Origin of the sequence: uncultured Merdimmobilis sp. (assembly GCF_902471145.1) — a bacterium.
In the GTDB taxonomy this organism is placed as follows: domain Bacteria; phylum Bacillota; class Clostridia; order Oscillospirales; family Ruminococcaceae; genus Merdimmobilis; species Merdimmobilis hominis.
The window spans coordinates 30,493-49,120 of record NZ_CABRJC010000001.1; the positions used below are offsets into that span (position 1 = coordinate 30,493).

Here is an 18,628-nt window from a genome sequence, read left to right on the forward strand (position 1 = left end):
GGATCGTCTTGGAAACCATAATCCGTGTCAAGGACCTGCGAAAGGTTTATAAATTGGGGTCTGAAAAGGTGGTCGCTTTGGACTGCATCAATCTGGAGATCCACAAAGGGGAGGTCCTCTGCATCCTGGGCACCTCGGGTTCCGGCAAATCCACCCTGCTCAACCAGTTGGCCGGGCTGGAAAAGCCCACCCGGGGCGGGGTGTACATCGGCAAAAAGAACATCTCCCGGATGAGTGAGGACCAGCTTGCCCGGTTCCGCCAAAAAAATGTGGGATTTGTCTTTCAGTCCTACAACCTGCTCAATTCCCAGACCGCGCTGGAAAATGTCAGCATGCCGCTGATGTTCCGCGGCGTGGACAAACGCACCCGGGAAAAATTGGCCCTTCAAATGCTCCACCGAGTGGGGTTGGGGGAACGGTGCAAACACCGGCCCAACCAGATGTCCGGCGGCCAGCAGCAGCGGGTCGGAATCGCCCGGGCGTTTGTCTCCAAGCCGGCCATCGTCTTTGCCGACGAGCCCACCGGCAACCTGGACTCCAAAACCACCATCGAAGTGATGGAGATGATGGTCCGCCTGGCCCGGGAGAACAACCAGACATTCATCTTGGTCACCCACGACCAGGAGCTTTCCCAATATGCCGACCGAATCATCACCTTGATCGACGGCCGGGTGGTGAGCGATCAGCCCAACGTTTCACTGATTGACCGCACGGTTGTGGATCCCCCGGAAGAAAGCCCTGCTGAGGGATCCGCCTCTCAAGAGGAGCCGGGGACAGCGCAGGCTCCCCAGCCTCCAGAACAGGAGGAGGCCCCTGAACCTATTGCAGAAACCGAGCCCGACAGCGGGTCGGCTGAGAATACACAAGAGAAGGAGATCAAACCATGAAGAAAATCCTGAGACGAGCCATCCCGCTGCTTTTGGCGCTGCTGATGATCCTTGGCACGGTGGCCGGGGCCCTGAGCACCCTGGTATACGCGGCGCCTGTGCTGGTATTTGACGACAGCTTTAAAGGGGACGCCGAACTCTCCCCCCAAGAACTGGGCAGCTATTTCGACGAAGTTGGAACCTACTCCTTAAAAATAACAGATTTTTCAGGAAACAAGCTGAAGATCACCACCCCTTCCGGGGAGGAAGACGAAATAGATGGCTTCAATTTATTGGATAGTGATAAAACTCTTTCTGTAAAGCTTGGCAACAAGGATTACAGCATTACCAAAACCGCCGGATCGAAATGGGAAACCGGTGACAGTAACAAATCCTTCTCCTTTGCCAAAGTGAAGCAAAAGACGGTGGCCTCCGGCAGCAGCGACCCCATTATTACATATCAGAAGGCCAGCCGCTACCAGAGCTATTCTTCCAGCAGCAAGGACGAAAACGGCCGAGATCAGTCTTCTATCAGCGAAATCACCCGCAACCGGGATGTCAACATCTTTTTGGATATCGTCGACCCCAACTACTCATATAGTGACAACCCCAGCTCCTTTACCGATCCCTACATTATCATTCAATCCGGCTCCTTCAAGCAGGTCTCGGAGGATGATGTCAGCAGCAACTCGGTCAATAAAGGCACCGAAATCCGGGGGAAAACGATTGGCAGTGATGATAATGGCAATGTAAAACTCTCCTTTGACATTATTCGGCTGCGTTATACTGGCTCAGGCGACACCCTTAAATTTACCTTCGGTTATTATGTAGACGGTGAAAAGGTGGAGTACAACGCCAGCGTCACCTTCCCCGAGTGCGAAGAGTACGTCAAAAAGCCGGACAAGGATGACGAAGATGAGGAAACCGAGCTGGACCCCCTGGTGCCCAACATTATTGTGGAGAACTACAGCTATGGCGACACCCAGGTGACCGCCGGCCAGACCTTCCCCCTGACCATCACCTTCACCAACACCAGCCCCGGCTATGACCTGGAAAACATCATTATGAAGGTCAGCACTGGCGAAGGACTGACCATTGCCAGCTCCTCCAACACCTATTACATCGCCGGCCTCAACCGGAAGGATTCCATCACCCGCACCATCGATTTCCGCGCCCTGGCCGATGCCAAACCCGGCTCCCACAACGTGGATATCGAATACACCTTCCAATACATCGCCAACGACGCCCGGAAAAGCAGCACTTCTAAGGAGAGCATCGCCATCCCGGTTTCCCAGGTGGACCGGTTCTCAGTTAACCCCATCGAGGTCTCCCCTTACATCTATGTGGGGGAGGAAATGTCCCTGAGCGTCAACTTTGTCAACAAAGGGCGCACCGTAGTGTATAACGTTTCCGCGGAGCTCCAGTGCGATGGCGTCTCCAACAACGGTCAGAAGTCCTTTGTGGGCAACATGGAATCCGGCAGTGAAAACTCCGCCGACTTTTTCATCACCCCCCAAGAGCCAGGCACTTTGCAGGGCAAGGTGGTCATCACCTACGAGGACGCCAACATGAATATCAAAGAGGTCTCCATGCCATTTGAGGCCATGGTACAGGGCTTTGATTACCCCACCGAGGACCCCGGCCTGACGCCGGAAATCCCTGCGGTCAACCCGGAAGAACCCAAAAAGATAGATGGCACCAAGATCGGTTTGGGCTTCGCCGGCGCGGTGATCACCGGTATGACCGCCTTCGTCACGGTGAAGAAGATCAAGGCGAAGAGGAGCGGCGACGAGGATGAAATTTTATGATTTGATGACCATGGCGCTCCAGAATCTCTCCCGCCGCAAAATGCGCACCATCCTGACGATGATCGGGGTGGTGGCGGGAACTGGGATGCTGGTTTTCATGGTCTCCCTCGGTCTGGGCGCCCAGCAAAGCATCCAAGAGATGCTGGAAGGCATGGGCGACCTGACCATCATTGAAATTTACAACTACGGCGGCGGCGCCAACCAGGCGGTGCTGGACGACAAAGCTATGGCCCAAATCCAGGCCATGGACGGCGTATTGGTGGCTACCCCCTTCTACAACGCCAATGCCGACCTGCTCATGGTCTCGGGCAAGCAGGACCGCTACCAGATGAATATGTATAATGTGGTGGGCGTCTACCCCCAAGCGCTGCAATACTTGGGGTATGAATACCTGGAGGGCAGCGGCTTCACCGAAAATTCCCCGCCTTATACCGTGGTGTTCGGACAATATGCCGCATATGAGTTCCGGGACAACAAAAAAAAGCCCGGCTTCAACCGGGTGGACCCCTACCCCGACGCCAACGGAAAGATCAAAGACCCCTTTGTGGACGTGATGCACGACAAATTGATCATCCGCACCAACACCAACAAAGAAGGGGCCAAGCAGTATGAATACAAAGTCACTCCTGCCGGTATCCTAAAAGAGGACTGGGGCAAAGGGTATGAGACCAGCCGCGGCATCTTTATGGATATCAACGACTTAAAGAGGATGGAAGCGGATTACAACAAGGCCAACGGCTTGAAAAAGGAAGAGAAAAAGGGCTACGAACAAGCCAAGGTCAAATGCACTGACATCAAGATGGTGGGCCAAGTGGAGGAGGCCATCCAGGCCATGGGATTTAACACCTACTCCCAGGAGAGCCAGCGCAAGCCCTTGGAGGACTGGGTGCAGCAGCAACAGCTGTTCTATGGCATTATCGGCGGTATGACCCTGTTTGTTGCCGCTGTGGGCATCGCCAACACCATGTACATGTCCATCTACGAGCGCACCCGGGAGATTGGCGTCATGAAGGTTGTGGGCTGCTTTGTCACCGATATCCGCTCCGAATTCCTGCTGGAGGCCGGGACCATCGGCTTCTGCGGGGGCATCATCGGGGTGCTCATCAGCTACCTGTTCTCCTTCCTGTCCAACTACTTTGGGTTCAGCTTGGGCGGCATGGGGGGCATGATGGGCGGAGGCGGCGGAAGCTCCATGTCCATCATTCCGCCGTGGCTCGCTTTGGGCGGCATTGTCTTTGCCACTTTGGTTGGGCTGCTGTCCGGGTTCTTCCCCTCCAACCGGGCGGTGCGCATCTCTGCCCTGGAAGCCATCAAACACGACTAAGCGATAAAAAGATACCTCCCGAGGAAGTTCCTCGGGAGGTTTTTCTGTGTCCGGAATTTTGCAGGCAAGTTGGGGGCTTCTTTCCCCCACCCCCATATTTTTAGAGGGACCCATTCACCAGTCGAAAAAAGGGGAGGCATGACGCCTCCCCTTTCCAAACAAGTCTATGCGGTCAAAAGGCCGATTTTTCCCTCTTGGTCCACCGCCTTGATGAGGGCGGGCTGATGGTCCAAATCCTCCAGCAGGCGCAGACAGATGGGGTCCTCCACCTGTTTGCGGATGATCCGGCGGATATCCCGGGCACCGCTGCGGCGGCCATAAGCCTCCTTGGCGATGAGGGTCAATGCCTCCGGGGCGTAGTCAAACTTGATCCCCTTTTCGTCCAAGGGAGCCTTCAGCTCATCCAGCATCAGGGCGGCGATCTTCTCAAAGTCCTTCTCGTCCAAGGGGCGGAAGACTACAATCTCATCGATTCGTGCCATAAACTCCGGCCGTAAGAAGCCTGAAAGGGCCTTCATGGCTTTGTCCTTGGCCACCTGGCCTGGTACTGTGTTGAAGCCTACAACCCCTTCCTTGACCTCGCTGCCGGCGTTGGAGGTCATCACCACCACGGTGTTCTCAAAGGAGACCACCCGGCCGTGGGCGTCTGTGACCCGGCCCTCGTCCAAGATTTGCAAGAGGATGTTGAGCACGTCAGGGTGGGCTTTTTCAATCTCGTCGAACAGCACCACCGAGTAGGGTTTGCGGCGCACCTTTTCGGTGAGCTGCCCCGCTTCATCGTACCCCACATAGCCGGGAGGGGACCCCACCAGCCGGGAGACGGCGTGCTTCTCCATAAATTCGGACATATCCAGGCGGATCAGCGGGTCGGCGTCATCAAACAGCTCCTGGGAAAGGACCTTGACCAGCTCGGTTTTGCCGACGCCGGTGGGTCCCACAAACAGGAAGGAGGCCGGGCGGCGGCGAGGGCTGATCTGCATCCGGCTGCGGCGGATGGCGGCGGCCACAAGTTCCACCGCCTCGTCCTGGCCGACAATGTGCTTTTTCAGCGCCTCATCCAGGTGGGCTACCTTACCCAGCTCACTTTCCCGCACCCGGCTGGCTGGGATGCCAGTCCACAATTCAATCACTTTGGCAAGATCCTCCAAAGTCACCTCATGATTCAGGGCCTGGGGCTCCATCTCTTTGATCTTGCCCTCCAAACGGAGCTGCTCTGCCCGCATCTGGGCCAATTTTTCATAATCCGGCTCGGTGGACTGCTCCATATCGCTGATTTTGGCGATCAGCTCTTTGAGGCGGCGGTTGCTTTCATCGTACTGGGCCAGGGACTGGTTTGCCAGCACAGAACAGGAACAGGCTTCGTCCAGCAGGTCGATGGCCTTGTCCGGCAGGAATCGGTCGGTGATATACCGCTCTGAGAGGACGGCAGCCCGGCGGCAAATTTCCTCTGCGACTTTGACCCGGTGGAACTGCTCATAGTGCTCCTTAATGCCCATAAGCACCTGTACGGTATCCTCAATGGAGGGCTCGTTGACGGTCACCGGCTGGAACCGGCGCTCCAGGGCCGCATCTTTTTCAATATGTTTGCGGTACTCGTTGAAGGTGGTGGCACCGATCACCTGGATCTCCCCGCGGGAGAGGGCGGGTTTTAGGATGTTGGCGGCATTCATCGAGCCTTCCGCATCCCCAGCGCCCACCAGGTTGTGGACCTCGTCGATGAAAAGGATGACATTGCCCGCGTTTTTCAGATCCTCCACCAAGCCTTTTACCCGGCTTTCAAACTGGCCCCGGAACTGGGTACCAGCCACCAGGGCGGTCAGATCCAGCATGTACAGCTCTTTGTCCGCCAGTCGGGGGGGAACTTCGCCGCTGGCCAGCTGTTTGGCGATCCCTTCGGCCACAGCGGTTTTGCCCACACCGGGCTCGCCGATGAGGCAGGGATTGTTTTTGGTGCGGCGGTTGAGGATCTGCATCACCCGGTAGATCTCCTGCTCCCGGCCGACGATGTTGTCGATGCCGCCCTCCCGGGCCCGGCGGGTCAAATTCTCACAGTAATTGTCTAAATACTTGTATTTCTTCTCTTTTTTCGGGCGCCCCGTGGGCTCTTTTGCGCTTTTCTCCTTTTGGGGGACTTTTTCCGGCAGGTCACTGCCTCCAAAGAAGCCCTGCATAAAGGGGAACGGCTGGGCACCGCCCATCTCAAAACCGTCCTCCTCTTCCCCGCCTTCCGGGTTCATGCCGCCGAAGTCGCCATTCTGCATCATCTCCAGCATCTGGTCGTTCATCGACTCGATGTCGTCGTCGGTGATACCCATTTTGTCAATCAAGTCCTTCACCTGGGGGATGCCCAGTTCCTTGGCGCACTGGAGGCAGAGTCCCTCATTGATGGTCTCTCCGTTTTCAATGCGGCTCATAAAGATCACTGCCATCCGCTTTTTGCAGCGGCTGCAAAGTAAATTGTTCATACCATACACCTCATTCGCAGGGTAAACCAGGGTGTTTTAGCACTCTGGCGTTCTATCTGATTATAGCGGGGGTTTGTGAACCAGGTATGAAGAATTCTTCCCTTTCTGTACAAAATTAGGAGAGAATTCTTTCCCCCTGTTGCTTCTCCCCTCAGCCAAGGAAAAAACAGGAGGGACGGGGCTTTCCCCATCCCTCCAGGCAACCTATTTGCGGTTGAGTTCCAAAAAAACCGGAACATACATGACAAAGGAAAACACGGTGAAAATCCCCATAAACGCCAGCATGCCAAACACCAGCCGGTGGTTTAAGTTAGGGAAAGCCACAATGCTGACTGTGACCAGGTAAAAAATGACGGTGTACAGTTTGCCAAACCATTTCGCCCCGGCGATGTCGGTCTTTTTGTGCATTAATTTTAGCGTGCCAGCCACCATCAGCAGTTCTTTGGTGATAAAGATGGCAAACAGCGGCCACAGGTCGGGGATTTTATGCCAAAGGGAAAGGGTCACTGCCGCCAAGGTCATTTTATCAGCAGCAGGATCCAAAATTTGTCCCAATTTGGTGATCATATGATATCGGCGGGCAATAAAGCCGTCCAGCACATCGGTCAAAGCAGAAAGCACCAGGATTCCGGCGGCCAGCAGGTATTCCCTGCCCGTAGCGGCATTCAGATACAGATGGAGGAACACCGGCACCAATGCCATACGGAAGATGGATAGGATATTTGGTATACTCAACGGCTAACACCTCTTTCCCGAACATTATATCAATTCTTGCTGAAAAAGGAAAGAGGCATTGACAAAATCCAATAAAATCTTGCCAATGCCTTTCGATATTTGTCATTTTTCCCGTTATTGAACCCCTAATATCCCGATAATTCCGTTGAGGTCAAAGAACAGCCGGAACAGATAGGTCCTGGCCACTGCCTCTTGTGTGAGGAGCGGCAAGGTATCCCCTGTCAGGGTTTGCAGCAAACTGACCAGCACCGCAGCGACATAGAGGACCAGCACCGCCTCCAGGCCGCCCACCAAGCCGCCCAACAGGGCATTGGCCGGGCCCAGCAACGGAACCCGGTACAGCCCCCGGAACAGCCGGGCAAAGCTTTTGACAAACAGCATGCAGGTGGAGAAGGCCAGGATAAAGAAGATGGTCCGCAAAAGGCCGATGGCCGCAGGCCCCACCACCGTGTCCGCCACGGCGGCGGCGATCTTCCCCACCGAATCCCCGGTGAGGCCGTAAAGGGCGCTGGTCAAATCCACCCCGGCTTGGGAGAGGGCACTTTGCAGGATGGCAGGCAGGCTTTCCAGAGCGGCGATCAGTTCCTCCATCACCATCTCCTGGTCGGTGACATTTTGGATGTTGCGGGAGAGGAAATCCACAATCCCATCCCGCACAAAGGAGTCGTAGACAAAAATGGCAGCCATCCGGCTCACCACTGAGGAAATCCCCAGGGAGACAAGATAGCCGGCAAATTGGATGACGGTGCGCACAAACCCCCGCCGGGCGGAGGCTTTGACCATGCTGATGATGACAACCACCACCAGAACATCCAATAAAATGGGTACGTATTGTTCCATACTGCCTCCTTTATCCAGCGCTGGATGGACTGCTCTCCTTGGGGAGCTTTTCGGGGCGGCTGACCGACACCCGGTCCATCTTCTTGCTGGTGGTGTAATAAAGCCGGTTCCCCTGGATGTAAGCGCAGCGGGCGTCTGGGGTGTCCACTGTGTCCACCAGATCCATCGTGTTGGTGTAGCAGTAGACCTTGTTGTCCGCCAGGAAATAGACGCCTTTGCTGTCGTGGCGCAGCAGTTCTGGCCGGACATTCAGTACAGCGCTTCCCTTCACCTTCAGCTTTTCATCCAGGACATAGGCGGTCAGGCTTCGGTTCTCCTTAAAATCCCCCAGCACCACGGCGATTCCCTTGCCGCCGGAGCAGTCAAAAGCCGCCAAAGGGTCCCCGCCAAAGGAATAGCTGGCCTCCACCTTGCCGCCGGAGGTAATGGCGGTAATTCCCTGGTCGGTCACGGCATAGAAGAGCCCGCCGTCCCCGGTGCGCAGGGCAACCACCAGTTCCCCAGTGAGGGGGATCTCCGCCACCGGCTGCTCGGAATTGAACTTGAACAGCCGCACTGTGGAGGCGATCTGCCCGTTCACAGTGGTGACGCTGGCCACAGCCATAGTGTTGCCCTTGTCGGAGAGGGCTACATCCAGCACGGTGTCAGAGGACAGCCATCGGAAGATCTCTTCAAACCGCTTGTTGTAGACAATGACCTGGCCCTGGTACTGGCTGGAGCCCACTGCCACCGCCAGGTTCCCCCCAGAGGAGAGATCGGCGCTGGTGATGGGGTTGTCATAGGTGATCGAAAAGAGGTTTTTGCTCTTGGATTCCACCCGCAGGCCGTTGCCGCCCCGATCAAAAACCAGGATGCGCCCTCCCTCTGCCCGCAGGGCCGGGTTGTTGTACCCGTGGAGGATGTTTTTCACCTGCTTGCCGCTTTTGTTGTAGACATACAGGTTGGTGTCATTGAGCACCCCAACCTGGCCGTCGGCGTCAAACATGGTTTTGACGATACCGCCTGGGGTCTCCACCGGGTAGCCGGAACCGGAGCCAAAGGAAGCGATCAGATCCTCCACCTGGGTGGCCAAATCCAAATCCGCAATCTGCTGCCAAAAAAAGGCAACCCCAACCAGCAGAGCCAATCCCACCGCCAAACCGGTGATCCGCTTTACCAGCCGTTTGCGCTTCCGCTCCCGGCGGACTTCTTCCAATTGGGTCAGCTTGCCCACGGCGACTTCCTCCTTTGCCTATTTGCTTTCCGGGGACGGCAGAGCCATCTCCCCTTCTTCATAAAACACCTCATCTAAGTAAAGCCCGCAGGCCGGCGCTGTAAACCCGGCCCGCTCCCGGTCCCGGGCGGCAATCACCGCTGGGATGCCGTCTGGGGGAATCAGCCCCTTGGAGATGTCGATGAGGGTGCCAGCCATAATCCGCACCATGTTGTACAGAAAGCCGTCCCCCTCTACCGTGAACAGGACCAGATCCCCTTCCCGGCGCACCGAAGCGGCGTAGATGGTCCGGGTCATATCTTCGATCTTGCTGCCCGCGCTGCAAAAGGAGCTGAAGTCGTGGGTGCCCACAAAATCCTGGGCAGCCCGGTTCAGCTCCTGTACATCCAAGGGGTAGCGGTGCTGGTGGACAAGCCCCTCCAAAAAGGGGTCTTTGATCTCCGAGTTGAGGATTTTGTACACATACCGCTTGCCCTTGCAGTTGTAGCGGGCGTGGAAATCAAGGGGGACCTCCCGGCAGGCGAGGACCGCCACATCCCAGGGGAGGTTGATGTTCAGCGCCTTGACCAGCCGGTCACAGGGGATGGTACTCTCGGTTTTTAGGGAGACGCAGAACCGGTTGGCATGGACGCCGGTGTCGGTGCGGGAACAGCCTTTGATGTCCAGCCGCTGGTGGAACACCGCCTCCACCGCGTCCTGAAATACAGTGGCCACGGCAAGGGCATTTTTTTGCACCTGGAACCCATGGTATTTTGTTCCCTTGTACCGGATGGTCAGCAGTAAATTTCGCATAGTCTTAAAACATACTGGGCAATAGGGTGTTTGTGATCAAGGTCAGGGCAAAGCAGAACACCACAAAGGCAAGGCCCACAAAGTCGATGCCGCACAGGTGGAGCTGCTTCATCCGGGTGCGCCCTTCCCCTCCCCGGTAACAGCGGCACTCCATGGCGAGGGCCAGCTCCTCCGCCCGGCGGAAAGCCGAGACGAACAAGGGGATTAAAATAGGGATCATGGCCTTGGCCCGGTCGATGATGCTGCCTGATTCCATGTCCGCGCCCCGGGCCTTCTGGGCAGAGATAATCTTGTCGGTCTCCTCGATGAGGGTGGGGATAAACCGCAGGGCGATGGTCATCATCATAGCCAGTTCATGGACCGGCAAGTTCAGCTTTTTGAGGGGGGACAAAAGGCGCTCGATGGCGTCGGTGAGGGCGATGGGGCTGGTGGTGTAGGTCAAGAGGGAGGTGCCCGCGATAAGGCAGACAATCCGCACCGCCATCATCACCGCCAGCTGGATGCCCTCCTGGGTGAGCTTGAACACCCACCAGCTCCACAGCACCTTGCCGTCCACAAACAGCATGTTGAGCACAGCGGTGAAGAGGATGATTGGGATGACCGGCTTCACCCCTTTGGCCACCATCTTCATGGGGATTTTAGAAACCGGGTAGGCGATCAGCAGGAAGAAGATGCCCACGATGAGGCTCCCCACATTGTCGCCGGTGAACAGCATGACGATGTAGAGGATCACTAAGATGATCTTCATCCGGGGGTCCATCCGGTGTACCAGGGACTTGCCTGGGAAATACTGCCCGATGGTGATGTCTTTAAGCATGGGCGCTCCCCCCTTTCCCCAAAACCCGGAGGATCTCCTGTTTGGCGCCCTCTACTGTAAAGACATTGGGGGTCACCGGGTACCCCCGGCCCGCCAGATCCAAAAAGATGCGGGAAACTTGGGGGATGGAGAGGCCCATCGCCTCCATTTCGGCAGCGTGGGAAAAGACCTTTTCCACATCGTCGTGGAGAAACACCTTGGCATTGTTCATCACCAGGGCCTTTTGGGCGTACTGAGCCACATCCTCCATGCTGTGGGAAACCAGAAGGACGGTGGTCCCATTCTCCTGGTGGTATTCCTTGATCTGGGAGAGGATGCTGTCCCGCCCTTTGGGGTCCAGGCCGGCGGTGGGCTCATCCAGCACCAAAACCTTGGGCTGCATGGCCAGTACCCCGGCGATGGCCACCCGGCGCTTCTGCCCGCCGGAGAGCTCAAAGGGGGATTTTTCCAACTGTATGGGGCTTAGGCCCACAAAGCGGGCCGCTTCCTTGACCCGGCGGTCAATCTCGTCGGGGGTCAGGCCCATGTTGGTGGGGCCGAAGGCGATGTCCTTGTAGACCGTCTCCTCAAACAATTGATATTCGGGATATTGAAACACAAGACCCACCATAAAGCGGAATTTGCGGATCTCCTTGGGGTTTGCCCAAATATCCTGTCCGTCCACAAAAATCTTGCCGCTGGTGGGCCGCAAAAGGCCGTTAAAGTGTTGTATCAGGGTGGATTTGCCGGACCCGGTGTGGCCGATAACCCCGACAAATTCCCCCTCCTCGATGTCGATGTTTACGTCCTCTATGGCGATTTTCTCAAAGGGGGTGCCTTGGGAATAGACATAGGAGAGGTGTTCGGTTCGCAGAATGGACAAACTAGGCAGCCTCCTTTACGCTTGGTGTTGTGGGTGGATTCCCGCCCCGTCCAGGAGGGCGGCCAAGGCGTCGGCACATTCCTCCTCCGAGATCACATCCGGCGGGAGGGAATACCCCAGCTCGATGAGTTCATCCGCCAGTTGGGCAGCCTGGGGCACGTCCAGCCCTACGGCGTGGAGGGCCTTTACGTGGGAAAAGACCTCCTTGGGGGCGGCGTTGAAGAGGATTTTGCCATCGTCCATCACCACTACCCGGTCGCACTGGGCGGCCTCGTCCATATAATGGGTGATCAGTACCACTGTGATGCCGAATTCCCGGTTCAGCTGCCGGATGGTGCGCATCACTTCCCACCGGCCCCGGGGGTCCAGCATGGCGGTGGGCTCGTCCAGCACAATGCAGTCCGGCCGCATGGCGATGACCCCCGCAATGGCTACCCTCTGCTTCTGCCCGCCGGAAAGCTGGTGGGGGGCGTGCTCCCGGAACTCATACATCCCCACCGACTTTAAAGCGTCGTCCACCCGTTTGCGGATCTCGGCTGGGGACACGCCCATGTTTTCCAGGGCAAAGGCCACATCCTCCTCCACGATGGTGGCGACGATCTGATTGTCCGGATTTTGAAAGACCATCCCCACCCGCTGGCGGATGTCGTAAAGTCGGTTTTCCTCCCGGGTGTTGATGCCATCCACGATACAGTTCCCCGTCTCGGGCAGCAAAATGGCGTTGAAGTGTTTGGCCAGGGTGGATTTCCCCGACCCGTTGTGGCCCAAAACCGCCACAAACTCCCCCCGGTTCACCGTCAAGCTCAAATCCTTGAGCACTGGGATGGGCCTCTCGTTGTCGTCGAAGTAGTGGAAGGAGATGTGGTCGGCCAAAAGAATGACATCCTGTTCCATGGCTTTTCCCCCTAACCTTTCTGCCAGATGGCGGTGCTGCCGCAGGGCAGGTTGTAGCCGGACAGCTTGACCGGAAGCCCGATCTCCGAGGAGGAGACTTTGCCCCCGTGTCCCGGGGTGAGGCAGACGCCCAGAATGTATTCCATCACCGAGGCGGAAAGGCCGGTGGTGTAGGAGTTTAAGAGGAAAAAGAGGGGGTTGTCCGACAGCAGCTGGCCACAGAGCTCCACCAGGTGGTAGACCTGATCCTCCAGCTTCCAGACCTCGCCCCCCGGCCCTCTCCCATAGGAGGGCGGGTCCATGACGATGCCGTCGTACCGGTTCCCCCGGCGGATCTCCCGCTGGATAAACTTCTCGCAGTCGTCCACGATCCAGCGGATGGGCCGCCCCTCCAGCCCAGAGAGCTTGGCGTTGTCCCGCGCCCAGGAGACCATCCCCTTGGAGGCGTCCACATGAACCACCTCCGCCCCCGCCTTAGAGCAGGCCAAGGTTGCCCCTCCGGTATAGGCGAACAGGTTGAGCACTTTGGTGGGACGGCCGGCGGAGGCGATCTTCTCCGCCATAAAATCCCAGTTGACCGCCTGCTCCGGGAACAGGCCGGTGTGTTTAAACCCGGTGGGCCGGATGTGGAACCGCAGCTCTTTATAGCCGATTTCCCACTCGGGGACCGGCATGTTTTTCACCTGCCATCTTCCCCCGCCGCTGGAGGAGCGGATGTAGTGGGCGTTGGCCTTTTCCCACTCCCGGCCCTTGGGGGTATGCCAGATGACCTGGGGGTCTGGGCGGATCAGCCGCACCTCCCCCCACCGCTCCAGCTTGTCGCCGCCGGAACAGTCGATCACCTCAAAGTCCTTCCAATCCGATGCAATTCTCATCTACTTTACGTTCTCCTTAATGGCGTTCGCAATGGCTTGGGCCGCCTCCCGGATGACCGAGAGCTCCTCTCCCTCCACCATAACCCGAATCAATGGCTCGGTGCCCGAAGGCCGGACCAAAATCCGCCCGCGGCCGCCCAATGTATGTTCATACCCGGCGATGGCTGCCAAAACGGCTTCGCAGTTATCCCACTCCGCCTTCATAGACGGGGTGGCCAGCACGTTGACCATCGTCTGGGGAAATTTCTTCATCTGGTTTTTCAATTCCGAAAGGGGCTTGCCAGTCTTTTTCATCACCGAAAGGAGCTGAATGGCCGAAAGCTGGCCGTCCCCGGTGGTCATATATTCCAAAAAGATGATGTGGCCTGACTGCTCCCCTCCAAGGGAATAGCCGTTTTTCACCATGCTCTCCAGCACATACCGGTCGCCTACCCGGGTGGTATCAGTGGCAAAACCGTTTTCCCGGGCAAAGGTGAAGAAGCCCAGGTTGCTCATCACCGTGGCGACGATGCAGTCCCCTTTGAGCCTCCCTTCCTCCCGCAAGGCGGTGCCGAAGATGGCAAGGAGCTGGTCCCCGTCCACCGGGTCGCCGTTTTCATCCACCGCAAGGCACCGGTCCGCGTCGCCGTCAAAGGCCACGCCGCCCGCAAGGCTATGCTCCTTGACAAACTGGCTCAGCCGCTCCAAATGGGTGGAGCCGCAGTCCTCGTTGATGTTTAGGCCATCGGGCCGGTCGCAGAGGATTACCGCTTCGGCCCCCAATTGGGCAAACAGCTCCGCCGCTGTGGCGCTGGCGCTGCCGTTGGCGCAGTCCACCGCGATCCGCATGCCCGAGAGGCCGCCTGGCACGGTGGAAGCCAGGTGGGCCACATAGTCGGCGTGGGCGTTTTCCAGCCGCTCCACCCGGCCCAGGTCCCCGCCGGATAGGCTGGGGATTTCGGTGACCCCGTCCAGGATGATCTCCTCGATGGCGGCCTCCTCCTCGTCCCGCAGCTTAAAGCCCTGGGGGCCGAAGATCTTTATGCCATTGTATTCATAGGGGTTGTGGCTGGCCGAGAGCATAATGCCCGCGTCCATGCCATAGCGGCGAACCAGGTAGGCCACCGCCGGTGTGGGGACGACCCCCACCAAAACAGCATCCGCCCCCACCGAGCAAAGTCCGGCGGCGACGGCGCTTTCCAGCATATCCGAGGAGATGCGGGTGTCCTTGCCGATGAGGATGCGGGGTTTTCGTTTCACATTCCTGCCAACCACCAGGGCGGCGGCCCGGCCAATATCAGCAGCCAGGCGGATGGTCAGGTCTCTTCCGGCAACCCCGCGGGCGCCGTCGGTTCCAAAAATTCTGCCCATGTCGTATCCCCTTACTTGTTGGTGTTGAGATCCATCAAATTGAGCTGTTCCAAGTCCTTCATCTGCCCGATGGGCTGGGGAATCCCCAAATGCTCATACGCGAGATGGGTGACGCACCGGCCCCGGGGGGTCCTGGTCAAAAACCCGATCTGCATCAGATAGGGTTCATACACGTCTTCCAAGGTCACCGATTCCTCATTGATCGCCGCCGCCAGGGTATCCAGCCCCACCGGCCCGCCGCCGTAGTTGCGGATGATGGTGGTCAGCATCCGGCGGTCGATGGCATCTAAGCCCAAGGGGTCGATGTCCAGCCGATCCAGGGCGTGGGCGGCGATCTCATCGGTGATGATCCCGTCCCCGATGACCTGGGCGAAATCCCGCACCCGTTTCAGGAGGCGGTTGGCAATCCGCGGGGTCCCCCGGGAACGGCGGGCCAGCTCAATGGAACCCTGCCGGGTACAGGAGATGTCTAAAATCTCGGCGCTGCGCCGGATGATGGTGGCAAGCTCCTCCACCGTATAAAGCTCCAGCCGGAGCATGACCCCAAACCGGTCCCGCAGGGGGGCGGACAGCTGCCCAGATCGGGTGGTGGCCCCGATGAGGGTGAATTTTGGCAGATCGATGCGGATAGACCGGGCAGAGGGCCCTTTGCCGATGATGATGTCCAGGGCAAAATCCTCCATTGCCGGGTACAGCACCTCCTCCACGCTGCGGTTGAGGCGGTGGATTTCATCGATAAACAGGATGTCACCAGGGGCCAAGTTGGTCAGCAGGGCGGCCAAATCCCCCTGCTTCTCAATGGCGGGGCCGGAGGTCACCCGGATGCTGACATTCATCTCGTTGGCGATGATATTGGAGAGGGTGGTCTTGCCCAAACCGGGCGGGCCGTGGAGCAGCACATGGTCCAGTGCCTCCCCCCGGCGGCGAGCCGCCTCGATGAACACCGACAGGTTTTCCTTCGCTTTTTCCTGCCCGATATACTCATTTAATGTTTTGGGGCGCAAAGAATATTCCACATCGCCGTCCTCGCCGGAAAATTCCGGGGCGACAATGCGGTTTTCAAAGTCCATTTCATTGGTGAAACTCACGGGAGAAGGCCTCCTTTCCCCACTTTACAAATTGGTGGCCAGTTTTTTGAGGCCGAATTTGATCATCTCTTCCACCGGGAGGGCGGGGTCGCACTGGCCTACCGCCACAGCGGCTTCCGACTGGCTGTAGCCCAGCACCACCAGGGCACTGATGGCTTCCGCCGCCGGCCCGGATGCGGACAGGGCCGCCGCGGGGAGCTCCGCCTGGAAGCCCTGGGCCACCGCCTCGCTGGAGACCTTATCCTTCAGTTCCAGCACGATGCGCTGAGCGATCTTGGGCCCGACGCCAGGGCATTTAAGGCTCTTGACATCGCCGGTGGCTACACAGAGGGCAAACTTCTCCGGGCTCATAGAGGACAAAATGGAAAGGGCCGCCTTCGGCCCTACCCCGGACACCGAGATGAGCATCTTAAAGCAGCTCAATTCCCCTTGGTCATAAAAGCCGAAGAGGTCCACCGCATCCTCCCGCACGTTGAGGTGGGTATAGAGGGTGGCTTCCTCCCCCAGCCGGGGCAGCCGGGACAGGGTGGAGAGGGTGGTCAGGCATTTATAGCCCACTCCCGCACACTCCACCACGGCAAACCCGGATTCGGTGTGGATCAGTTTTCCATGGACAGAATATATCATACAAAATCTTCCTTTGCTCGCCTAAGATGGATTACAGCAGTTCCAGCCGCTCTTTCAGCCGTGAGCTGGAGAGGATGGAACCCGCCGCATGGGCGTGGCAGACCGCCAAGGCCAGGGCATCGGCGGCATCATCCGGTTTGGGGATCTTTTCCAGCCCGAGTATGGAACGGGTCATCTCCATCACCTGGGCTTTGACCGCTTTGCCGTATCCCACTACCGACTGTTTCACCTGCATGGGGGTGTATTCATACACCGGCACGTGCTTCATCCGGGCCGCCAGGAGGATCACCCCCCGGGCCTCCGCCACGGCGATGCCGGTGGTCTTGTTGTTGGTGAAAAACAGCTGTTCAATGCTCAGCGCTGCCGGCTGGTACCGGTCCAAAAGGGCGCACATATCTTCAAAGATCACCAGCAGGCGGTCTTCAAAGGGGGTGTGGGCCTCGGTGGTAATGGCGCCGTAGGCGATGGTGGAAAACCTGCCCCGGTCGTAATTTACCACCCCATACCCTACGATGGCATAGCCGGGGTCAATTCCTAAAACGATCATAGTTCCTCACTCTGCTGGGGGCGCGGCCGCCCGAGAAAAAAGCACGGGGCTCTTCCCTTTTTGCGGCGGAAACCCCCGAAATCTTCTGGTTTCCCCACGGCAGTTTTCCATGGGCATACCCTGTGGACATTATAGCACAAATGTGCGGAGCCCACAAGTTCCACCGCCGACAAATCAGCTTCTTCCGGTGGAAACCATTCGATTTTCTCCGACAAAATTTCTATATATCGGGTAATTATTTTGTATAAATCGTGAAAGTTGTGAATAATGCTTGCATTTTAGGAAAAGATAAGCTATAATACACTTCGTTGGCCGATGAGGTTACAAAATATTTGGACGGTTAGCTCAGCTGGTAGAGCACCTGCTTGACGTGCAGGGGGTCAGGGATTCGAGTTCCTTACCGTCCACCAATGATGCTGTCTCTGCAATAGTGGAGGCGGCATTTTTTTGCCTTTTTTCACAGGAAAAAGCCGGGGGAAGCGACCACTTCCCCCGGCTTTTTTATCACAGCGCATCCCGGCGAAACACCTGCACCCGCTGGAGAATCCGCTTTACATCCTCCTCGTTGGGGGGATTGGTGCCATCCACCAGGCAGGCCGCCGACCCGAAAGCACAGGCCTGGCGCAGGCAGTCGATCCAATCCAGCCCCGCCTGGTATCCGGCGATGAACCCAGCAGTCAGGCTGTCCCCTGCCCCCACAGCGCTTTTCACCGTCAGGGAAGGCACCGTGAGCCGCATGGCCCCCGCCTCGCCGGAATAGAACATCCCATCTTTGCCCAGGCTGACCAGCACATGGCTGACCCCTACCCTGCGCAGTTCCCGGGCAGCCGCAGCCACCCCGTCCTCGTCCTGGAAACGGCAGCCCATCAAGTCCTCGAATTCATCCAGGTTGGGCTTAAACATCCAGGGCCGGATCCGCTTCACCTGTTCCAAGGTGAGGGAGCTGGTATCCAGGGCGATTTTCGCCCCCATCTCCTGGATGCGCAGGCACAAATCGCTGAAGGCATCCCCATCCATACCGCCTGGGAGCCGCCCAGCGGCCACCACAAGGCTGTGTGGGGTCACCAGCTGGGAAAGATGGCCCATGACCTCATCCAGGGCCCCCTCCTCCAGGGAGAAGCCGCTGCGCATCAGCCGGGTGACATCCTCCACCCCATCGATGACCAGGCTGATGTTCTCCCGCAGGTTGCCGGGGCAGAACACCACCCGAAAGGGGATCTCATCCCGGGAAAAAGCCTTTAGGTAACGGCCCCAGTTGTCCCGGCCCGCAGCGATCACCGCGGTGGATTCCACCCCGGCCCGCTTGAGCGCCCTGGCCACGTTGACCGCTTTGCCTGCCGCCTCAAAATGCTCCTCCAAAACCCGGTTTTCCGCCCGGATGTTGAGGCCGTCCAGGTGGAGGGTGGTGTCGATCACCGGGTTGAGGGACAGGGTGATGATCCTGTCAAAAGCCATGGTTTCACCTCCAAAACACATCTCACCCTCTCCATACAAAGAACGGCGCCGTTGCTGGCGCCGTCCTGGA

Annotated in this window: 17 protein-coding genes and 1 tRNA gene; 4 read left to right on the forward strand and 14 right to left on the reverse strand. The window is 57.8% G+C overall.

What is annotated here, in order from left to right; genetic code table 11:
• The first annotated feature begins 8 nt into the window (after window positions 1-8).
• Genes RDQ42_RS00150 through RDQ42_RS00160 form a run of 3 tightly spaced genes read left to right on the forward strand, consistent with a single transcriptional unit; the run spans window position 9 to window position 3,998 of the window.
• Window positions 9-887, forward strand: a complete 879-nt coding sequence (locus RDQ42_RS00150) for an ABC transporter ATP-binding protein (protein ID WP_071428212.1) — start codon at window positions 9-11, stop codon at window positions 885-887.
• Complete coding sequence (locus RDQ42_RS00155; RefSeq protein WP_231358276.1) at window positions 884-2,674, forward strand: hypothetical protein; 1,791 nt, start codon at window positions 884-886, stop codon at window positions 2,672-2,674. The genes RDQ42_RS00150 and RDQ42_RS00155 overlap by 4 nt, the downstream gene beginning before the upstream one ends.
• Window positions 2,661-3,998: an ABC transporter permease gene (locus tag RDQ42_RS00160; RefSeq protein ID WP_071428208.1), complete on the forward strand. Its 1,338-nt coding sequence runs from the start codon at window positions 2,661-2,663 to the stop codon at window positions 3,996-3,998. The genes RDQ42_RS00155 and RDQ42_RS00160 overlap by 14 nt, the downstream gene beginning before the upstream one ends.
• 164 nt (window positions 3,999-4,162) lie before the next feature.
• On the opposite strand, the gene RDQ42_RS00165 is transcribed toward RDQ42_RS00160, so the two are convergent.
• The 13 genes from RDQ42_RS00165 to ruvC all read right to left on the reverse strand — a co-directional run bounded on the left by RDQ42_RS00165 (window position 4,163) and on the right by ruvC (window position 17,103).
• Window positions 4,163-6,463, reverse strand: a complete 2,301-nt coding sequence (locus tag RDQ42_RS00165) for an ATP-dependent Clp protease ATP-binding subunit (protein WP_308588047.1) — start codon at window positions 6,461-6,463, stop codon at window positions 4,163-4,165.
• 204 nt (window positions 6,464-6,667) lie between these two features.
• Window positions 6,668-7,198 (reverse strand): CDP-alcohol phosphatidyltransferase family protein, encoded by a 531-nt coding sequence (locus tag RDQ42_RS00170; RefSeq protein ID WP_231358274.1) that lies wholly within the window; start codon window positions 7,196-7,198, stop codon window positions 6,668-6,670.
• Window positions 7,199-7,312: 114 nt separating this feature from the next.
• Window positions 7,313-8,038 carry a CvpA family protein gene (locus RDQ42_RS00175; protein ID WP_054331664.1) on the reverse strand — a complete coding sequence of 242 codons (726 nt, stop codon included), beginning with the start codon at window positions 8,036-8,038 and terminating at the stop codon, window positions 7,313-7,315.
• A 10-nt stretch (window positions 8,039-8,048) separates the two neighbouring features.
• Window positions 8,049-9,251 carry a DUF5711 family protein gene (locus RDQ42_RS00180; RefSeq protein WP_231358273.1) on the reverse strand — a complete coding sequence of 401 codons (1,203 nt, stop codon included), beginning with the start codon at window positions 9,249-9,251 and terminating at the stop codon, window positions 8,049-8,051.
• 18 nt (window positions 9,252-9,269) lie between these two features.
• Window positions 9,270-10,043 (reverse strand): tRNA pseudouridine(38-40) synthase TruA, encoded by a 774-nt coding sequence (gene truA, locus RDQ42_RS00185; protein ID WP_071428203.1) that lies wholly within the window; start codon window positions 10,041-10,043, stop codon window positions 9,270-9,272.
• 4 nt (window positions 10,044-10,047) lie between these two features.
• On the reverse strand, window positions 10,048-10,860 hold the full coding sequence (locus tag RDQ42_RS00190; protein WP_071428201.1) for an energy-coupling factor transporter transmembrane protein EcfT: 813 nt from the start codon (window positions 10,858-10,860) through the stop codon (window positions 10,048-10,050).
• Window positions 10,853-11,722: an energy-coupling factor transporter ATPase gene (locus RDQ42_RS00195; RefSeq protein WP_071428199.1), complete on the reverse strand. Its 870-nt coding sequence runs from the start codon at window positions 11,720-11,722 to the stop codon at window positions 10,853-10,855. The genes RDQ42_RS00190 and RDQ42_RS00195 overlap by 8 nt, the downstream gene beginning before the upstream one ends.
• 15 nt (window positions 11,723-11,737) lie before the next feature.
• Window positions 11,738-12,616 (reverse strand): energy-coupling factor transporter ATPase, encoded by an 879-nt coding sequence (locus tag RDQ42_RS00200; RefSeq protein ID WP_071428195.1) that lies wholly within the window; start codon window positions 12,614-12,616, stop codon window positions 11,738-11,740.
• A gap of 11 nt (window positions 12,617-12,627) precedes the next feature.
• Window positions 12,628-13,491 (reverse strand): class I SAM-dependent methyltransferase, encoded by an 864-nt coding sequence (locus RDQ42_RS00205; RefSeq protein WP_308588050.1) that lies wholly within the window; start codon window positions 13,489-13,491, stop codon window positions 12,628-12,630.
• Window positions 13,492-14,841, reverse strand: a complete 1,350-nt coding sequence (gene glmM, locus RDQ42_RS00210; protein WP_071428193.1) for a phosphoglucosamine mutase — start codon at window positions 14,839-14,841, stop codon at window positions 13,492-13,494. It abuts the gene before it with no gap.
• An 11-nt stretch (window positions 14,842-14,852) separates the two neighbouring features.
• A complete protein-coding gene (gene ruvB, locus RDQ42_RS00215; RefSeq protein ID WP_071428460.1) occupies window positions 14,853-15,911 on the reverse strand; it encodes a Holliday junction branch migration DNA helicase RuvB in 1,059 nt (352 codons plus the stop codon).
• Between the two features lie 42 nt (window positions 15,912-15,953).
• Window positions 15,954-16,556: a Holliday junction branch migration protein RuvA gene (gene ruvA, locus RDQ42_RS00220; protein ID WP_054331660.1), complete on the reverse strand. Its 603-nt coding sequence runs from the start codon at window positions 16,554-16,556 to the stop codon at window positions 15,954-15,956.
• A gap of 31 nt (window positions 16,557-16,587) precedes the next feature.
• Window positions 16,588-17,103: a crossover junction endodeoxyribonuclease RuvC gene (gene ruvC, locus RDQ42_RS00225; protein ID WP_054331659.1), complete on the reverse strand. Its 516-nt coding sequence runs from the start codon at window positions 17,101-17,103 to the stop codon at window positions 16,588-16,590.
• Between the two features lie 334 nt (window positions 17,104-17,437).
• Here ruvC and RDQ42_RS00230 point away from each other — a divergent pair.
• A tRNA-Val gene (locus RDQ42_RS00230) sits at window positions 17,438-17,513 on the forward strand.
• 94 nt (window positions 17,514-17,607) lie between these two features.
• On the opposite strand, the gene RDQ42_RS00235 is transcribed toward RDQ42_RS00230, so the two are convergent.
• The gene (locus RDQ42_RS00235; RefSeq protein WP_071428189.1) at window positions 17,608-18,558 is read right to left on the reverse strand and encodes a 1-phosphofructokinase family hexose kinase; all 951 of its coding nucleotides are present in this window, start codon (window positions 18,556-18,558) and stop codon (window positions 17,608-17,610) included.
• Between the last annotated feature and the right edge of the window lie 70 nt (window positions 18,559-18,628).

What these genes read in the sequence shown, in the direction of transcription:
- RDQ42_RS00155 (WP_231358276.1), top strand. Translation starts at nt 884, where the DNA reads ATGAAGAAAATCCTGAGACGAGCCATCCCGCTGCTTTTGGCGCTGCTG.
- RDQ42_RS00160 (WP_071428208.1), top strand. Translation starts at nt 2,661, where the DNA reads ATGAAATTTTATGATTTGATGACCATGGCGCTCCAGAATCTCTCCCGC.
- RDQ42_RS00165 (WP_308588047.1), bottom strand. Translation starts at nt 6,463, where the DNA reads ATGAACAATTTACTTTGCAGCCGCTGCAAAAAGCGGATGGCAGTGATC.
- RDQ42_RS00175 (WP_054331664.1), bottom strand. Translation starts at nt 8,038, where the DNA reads ATGGAACAATACGTACCCATTTTATTGGATGTTCTGGTGGTGGTTGTC.
- truA (WP_071428203.1), bottom strand. Translation starts at nt 10,043, where the DNA reads ATGCGAAATTTACTGCTGACCATCCGGTACAAGGGAACAAAATACCAT.
- RDQ42_RS00190 (WP_071428201.1), bottom strand. Translation starts at nt 10,860, where the DNA reads ATGCTTAAAGACATCACCATCGGGCAGTATTTCCCAGGCAAGTCCCTG.
- RDQ42_RS00200 (WP_071428195.1), bottom strand. Translation starts at nt 12,616, where the DNA reads ATGGAACAGGATGTCATTCTTTTGGCCGACCACATCTCCTTCCACTAC.
- RDQ42_RS00205 (WP_308588050.1), bottom strand. Translation starts at nt 13,491, where the DNA reads ATGAGAATTGCATCGGATTGGAAGGACTTTGAGGTGATCGACTGTTCC.
- glmM (WP_071428193.1), bottom strand. Translation starts at nt 14,841, where the DNA reads ATGGGCAGAATTTTTGGAACCGACGGCGCCCGCGGGGTTGCCGGAAGA.
- ruvB (WP_071428460.1), bottom strand. Translation starts at nt 15,911, where the DNA reads ATGGACTTTGAAAACCGCATTGTCGCCCCGGAATTTTCCGGCGAGGAC.
- ruvA (WP_054331660.1), bottom strand. Translation starts at nt 16,556, where the DNA reads ATGATATATTCTGTCCATGGAAAACTGATCCACACCGAATCCGGGTTT.
- ruvC (WP_054331659.1), bottom strand. Translation starts at nt 17,103, where the DNA reads ATGATCGTTTTAGGAATTGACCCCGGCTATGCCATCGTAGGGTATGGG.
- RDQ42_RS00235 (WP_071428189.1), bottom strand. Translation starts at nt 18,558, where the DNA reads ATGGCTTTTGACAGGATCATCACCCTGTCCCTCAACCCGGTGATCGAC.